This window comes from Pricia sp. (assembly GCF_041745955.1).
Lineage (GTDB): Bacteria > Bacteroidota > Bacteroidia > Flavobacteriales > Flavobacteriaceae > Pricia.
Map to the genome: position 1 here is coordinate 1 of NZ_JBGTHY010000043.1, position 5577 is coordinate 5577.

The window sequence follows — 5577 nt, forward strand, 5'->3', positions numbered from 1 at the left end:
ATACCGGCCACGATTAATTTGTCACTAGGGGAAATAAATCCGGGCCCGCCCAGCACGTGACGTGGGACAATCGAGATTCCGGCGGTCGCTATCGCGGTGTTTTTCATAAAATTCCTTCTGGATTTTGAGGGATAATCCGATTTTTTGAACATTTGCCTTGATTTAAGGTTAAAACAGGATGAAGTTACGTATAAATCCACATTTTCCGGTTCATTGCGGGGAATAATTTTGTTCCCCATTTTGACCCAGTTGAACGGTAGCTGGAATATATTCCAATCTAGGGCAAACTGAATAGAGCACATTCAAGCGGCCGTGCGGCCCGCTCGGAACTACCGGCAAGAGCAAAAAGTTCCTAGGCATATCTTTAAGGAATTCCATTTCGCAATCGCACTGTCCTACACCAGAAAAGATGGGGGTGGGAAGCTTCCGGAATATATGCAAGTGCGCTGCCTTGTCCCTTTCCTAAAGTACACTTAAACGGCCGTTTAAATGAACTCGAAGTGTCCCGTAAAAGGGTAATTAACGAGAATACTAAAAAAGACCAGAAATGGGACACCACCGTCCAAGATTCTCCGCTCTTGAGAAACCGTCCCTTAAAACGGCCGTTTTATGGGACTTAGATTCAACTATTTGGTTTTCATGGTAATAACGTTAAAAAATTCAATAAGAAAAAGTTTAAATCACTTCACTACGATCTTTCGAGGCAAAACTTCATTTTTCTTTTCATTTTGGTTTCTGTTTATGGGAATTGCTGTTTTCCATACAACAAGGAAAAGGACGAATACAGATGCCCCATGAACAGGCCACTGCCTTTCAAGGGATTCTATACCGACCGTGACGGTAGCGTACTGAAAAGATACTGGACGGCCCCGAAGGACTGCAGGGTCTGCCCCATGAAATCCCGATGCGTGCCGAATACAAAATGCAAAAAAATCACCGGAACGGTCTATGACGAACAATATTTGAGGGCCTACGGCCGACAGCACAGTGAAAAGGGCAAGCAAATGAAAAAACCGGGACAAAGTACGGTGGAACCCGTATTCGGTAGTTCGGCCCAGTTCTACGGTCTAAGAAAAATTGGCGTACCGGGCAAGGCCGGTGCACATAAGGTCATGCTCATGACCGCGATCGCCTTCAATCTAAAGAAGTACCTTAAGAAAGGGGGTAAGAAGCCCTCCCTTGACATTTTCAAGACCATTATGAATACCTTCCAAGGCTGCCCGGCCATTTTTTGCTGGCAAATTCAACCAAGACCCGTTCTCCTAAAGACCTTGTAAAAACAGCCTGATCAGGTCAATCTCTTGTCGGTAGACCACTTCTGCAACAGCCACGAACGTTTTTTGGGACACCATAGAATCTGGCAACGTGCATAAAATCCCACGTTAATTTAGTCTTTGAAGATGACCTTCTAAGTCTTGTTTCGGACTAGGGATTCCACTTCTAACTTTATTTTTGTGATGGTATATAAAAAGTGATTTGCGCCTTTAAATCGAATCCATTTAGCTGTGGGACATATATCGCTTCACTAAAGGCAAGGTCCGCTCCGATTGTCCATGATTCAAAATTTGCAACAAGTTGACCCAATAGCCGAGAGTGCGGCCCGAGTTAGGTAAGCTCAAATCAGGTAAATTTTTCAGGTAGCGTTCGTAGTTACTTTATTAACCAGTTTACCAACGGTCAATCCCTGGCCAATAATGGAGAATACCACCACTACATAGGTTATGACCAAAAAGAGGTCCCGGTGCATTTCCTGTGTCAGCCCCAACGCCAAAGCAATGGAGATACCACCACGTAGGCCGCCCCAGGTCATGACAAGATTTGTTCCGGGCACAAAGTCGAGTGTTTTCTCAAAGAACTTTATTGGCAATAGCAATGATAGGTACCGACAGGCCAAGACAACGGGAATGGCAATCACCCCTGCCAGGACATAGTTGAACTGAAAGGATATGACCAGCATTTCCATCCCGATCAATACGAACAGCACGGTATTCAAAAGAATATCCAGTAGTTCCCAAAACTTGTCCACATATATCTCGGTAGTATCGGACATTGCGGAATGCCGTACGGTATCATTGCCTACCACCAATCCCGCGCTTACCATGGCCAAAGGCGCGGACAGATGGAATTTTTGGGCCACTACGGTACCCATCATTACAGCGGCCAAGGTAATGATCACTTCAATGTCGTAATCGTCGATGGAACGCATCGACCGATACGTAATCCACCCGATCAAGAGTCCCAGAAGAATCCCTCCAATGACTTCGACCCCAAAAAGTTCTAGAATGGCCAAGGGGTCGATCTCCCCGGTACTGGAAGAGGCCAATTGAAAAATAGTCAAAAACACGACTACCCCAACCCCATCGTTGAACAACGATTCCCCTACGATTTTCGTTTCCAATTTTTTGGGAGCCCCCGCCTGTTTTAAAATGCCGAGTACGGCAATAGGGTCCGTTGGTGATATCAAGGAGCCAAAAAGGAGGCAATGGATAAAGTTCACCTCTAGCGCGAACAACAGTAGGATATAGAACATAAAGGTGCCCACCAAGAAGGTGGATATCAGAACCCCCACGGTAGAAAAGACCAAAATAGGCCAACGTTGGACTTTTAACTGCTCAAAATTGGTATGTAAAGCACCTGCGAAGAGCAGAAAACTCAGCATTACATCCAGAAGAACGGTCCTAAAATCGATTTGATCTATGATGTGCCGCTCCGCGTTCAGCAGGGTATCGTCCACATAACCAATGGCAAATACCGCCAACGTGAAGACAATCGTAATAAGCATGAGCCCGATAGTATTGGGGAGCTTCAAAAAGCGCACGTTAATATATCCGAATATGGCCGATATAAAAACAATTATTGCCGCAATAATAAAGTAATCCATAGTGTTATTGTAACTCATCCTTTAAATTGCCTCATCATTTTCAGGAGGGACCTCTCGACCCCATTCCCTCCGGGAACGCGCCACCTTCTATCCTTGAAGAACTGCTGGACCCCGTTCACGGACATAGCAATCCCCTAGACCATCCCTGAAGGATCCGGTTCTTTTATGATGGGAACGTCTACATTTTCCACTTTTCCGGCTAAATTATACCATTTTTTCCCAAATGATCAAATTACTGGTTTTGGTGAAGATAGACTGACCAACTTTGCCGAATTACCTCTACACCTGACTGTTAGATTTAAAAATAAAGTAAATTGTTCCGGCAAGGATATATCGAAAAAAGAACATTTTAAATTAAATGGAGTAGTTATTGTTTCTTACCGACACGCATTTTGATGTAAATATGCTTAAATTGATAGGTTTTCAAAAAATATGTTAAAATGTTGTATAATCCGGTTTTTACGCTTTCTTCTCAAAATATCGAGCAGTATGAAACGACATGGATGACCCGAAATTTTTCACAGGTGATCCTTTGGCTGGCGCTAAGCTTGGTATGGCTACCGTTTCATGGTTTTGCCCAGACAGAATGTCCCTCCGTTAACGTGAAGATCCAAAATATTGATAACAGTACCGGGGTCATCGCGTGTGCGATTTTTGAGTCCGGGGAAGGTTTTCCGGATAAATTCCTGAAATTCGCATCCAAGGTCATGATATCCCAAATAAGGGGAAAAGATGCGAGTTTTGAGTTTTCGGATATTAAACCGGGAAAATATGCCGTTGCCGTAATCCATGATGAAAACTACAACGGTAAACTTGACACTAATATGTTCGGCATACCGAAGGAAGGTTATGGTTTTTCCAGTGGTGCGGAAGTCACATTGAGTGCCCCTTCGTTTTCCGATGCCGAATTTTCATATGATGGCGGAAATCTGCAAATGTCTATACCTCTCAACTACTGAAAATCTAAAATTGCCCAATCCTGTTGTTGAGTATAATACAGGAACATAAAAATTCCATTATTGGTATTTGTTTCTTATTGGTGGAATTGAAAATATAATGTCGACCGTTTCTGTGGATTTGTCCAGATTGGAGGACAGGGAATTACGATGAAGGGAACAGGGAGGTCCGTCCAGAATCTATTTTTGGGGAGTTCGATCGATACCACATCGGGTCTCCGAAGGACCGGACCAAGGCCCGGTTTCCATCCCAAGGCATACATTAACTACTAGAACCAATACTAAGGGCAAGCACACATTTTCTAGCAAAGGACAGTCCGACTTCTCAAGGACATTGAGAAAAAGGATAAAGCTACATTTCCGGGACAGCGGTACCGACCGGCACGCCAACGCGAGCATGCACTGGAAGACTGGCCTTATGCTCTTCCTGTTCCTGGGGCCCCTTACGGTCATGGGCACCGGAGTTGTCGTACATATATGGATGATATTCGTGCTCTATATAATAAGCGGGCTGGGGATGGCCGGGATAGGGATGGGCATCATGCACGATGCCATACACGGCTCCTATTCGAAAAAAAAGGCCGTGAACAGGTGCCTGGGCCTTACCATGAACCTTATAGGGGCGAACGCGGACGTCTGGAGGATCCAGCACAACGTATTGCACCACACCTACACCAATGTGCAGGAGGCCGATGACGATATCAATATGCCATTTTTCCTGAGGTTCTCGTCCCATGGCAAAAAGTACTGGATACATAGGTTCCAGTACCTCTATCGAAAGAAGTACATATTATCGGAACTGTTTTTCCGTAAGGCCAGTACGAAGGATAAGCAGGGAGTTCCTAATTCTGGATTTAATCGTCCCTAAAGGAACGTTCAGGCTTTGGGCCACTTCCCTTTGTGTCGATCCGTTGAAGTAGCACATCATAAGGATTTTTCTCCTGTCGGGATTCAGCCGTTCCAGAAGCCTATCGATTCCCAGAATATCGAAATTGCCTAAATGATCGTTTGATCGGATAGAATAGATGTTACTGCAGATCGACATTGAAATATTCTTTTTGGAGTTCTTGAAATCCTTCGATCTGAGCCTGTCGATGGCGGCATTTCTGGCGATGTTCAGAAGCCACGTGAAAAACCTGCCCTTTGATGCGTTATATTGGTTGGCACGGTGCCAGACTTTGACGAAAACATCCTGACAAATCTCCTGGGCATCCTCATCGTTGCCTACGATGGACCGTATTGTCCCGCGGATATTGGGGGAATACATTTCATAGAGCTTCTCGAAGGCCGCTATGTCCCTGTTCTGAAAATCGGTAATTAGTCGGTCCAGGTTCATGGGATTGGGTTTCCCTTGATGAGATCGGGACAAGGGTCGGTCGGATCGGTACATTTGCTTCTGTTCGCTGAACAAGGTTAGCGATTATTTAGTTGTGGATCGGACGCAATTGGACAAACATTTGATGCTAACGGGCTGGCAATCTTTACATTGTACATAAAATCCTTCAAGGCTGTGCGATTCGCCGACGGTCTGTTCATGGGGCATGAAGCCCATAGGTGCGAAAACGTACGATAAGGGTGAAAATGTAGCAAAAAATAAATAGCATTTCTTTGAATCTGAAGATGGGATACGCTATAAACCGGAGATATATGGTTTATATGGCCCTTGGTGACAGCTACCCTTCCATCGATCTGAACTGTTCGATTTTCGTCTAAATACCATTTTTTCGGAATATTTAGAAA

The 5577-nt window shown here is 44.7% G+C and carries 6 protein-coding genes; 3 read left to right on the forward strand and 3 right to left on the reverse strand.

All coding sequences use genetic code 11. The annotated features are described in order from the left end of the window. The coding region (locus ACEW8S_RS01510; RefSeq protein WP_373516425.1) for a twin-arginine translocation signal domain-containing protein at positions 1-302 on the reverse strand (302 nt) is incomplete at its 3' end. A gap of 492 nt (positions 303-794) precedes the next feature. Here ACEW8S_RS01510 and ACEW8S_RS01515 point away from each other — a divergent pair. Then, positions 795-1277 (forward strand): transposase, encoded by a 483-nt coding sequence (locus ACEW8S_RS01515; RefSeq protein ID WP_373516426.1) that lies wholly within the window; start codon positions 795-797, stop codon positions 1275-1277. A gap of 356 nt (positions 1278-1633) precedes the next feature. On the opposite strand, the gene ACEW8S_RS01520 is transcribed toward ACEW8S_RS01515, so the two are convergent. Continuing rightward, positions 1634-2881, reverse strand: coding sequence for a cation:proton antiporter (locus tag ACEW8S_RS01520; RefSeq protein ID WP_373516428.1), 1248 nt, complete (start codon positions 2879-2881; stop codon positions 1634-1636). Between the two features lie 440 nt (positions 2882-3321). Here ACEW8S_RS01520 and ACEW8S_RS01525 point away from each other — a divergent pair, with 440 nt between their 5' ends. Both ACEW8S_RS01525 and ACEW8S_RS01530 read left to right on the forward strand, forming a co-directional pair. Next, positions 3322-3840 (forward strand): DUF2141 domain-containing protein, encoded by a 519-nt coding sequence (locus ACEW8S_RS01525; RefSeq protein ID WP_373516427.1) that lies wholly within the window; start codon positions 3322-3324, stop codon positions 3838-3840. A gap of 529 nt (positions 3841-4369) precedes the next feature. Further along, positions 4370-4705, forward strand: a complete 336-nt coding sequence (locus tag ACEW8S_RS01530; protein WP_373516429.1) for a fatty acid desaturase — start codon at positions 4370-4372, stop codon at positions 4703-4705. On the opposite strand, the gene ACEW8S_RS01535 is transcribed toward ACEW8S_RS01530, so the two are convergent. Continuing rightward, positions 4628-5173 (reverse strand): RNA polymerase sigma factor, encoded by a 546-nt coding sequence (locus ACEW8S_RS01535; protein ID WP_373516430.1) that lies wholly within the window; start codon positions 5171-5173, stop codon positions 4628-4630. The two genes, ACEW8S_RS01530 and ACEW8S_RS01535, sit on opposite strands and share 78 nt — an antisense overlap. Between the last annotated feature and the right edge of the window lie 404 nt (positions 5174-5577).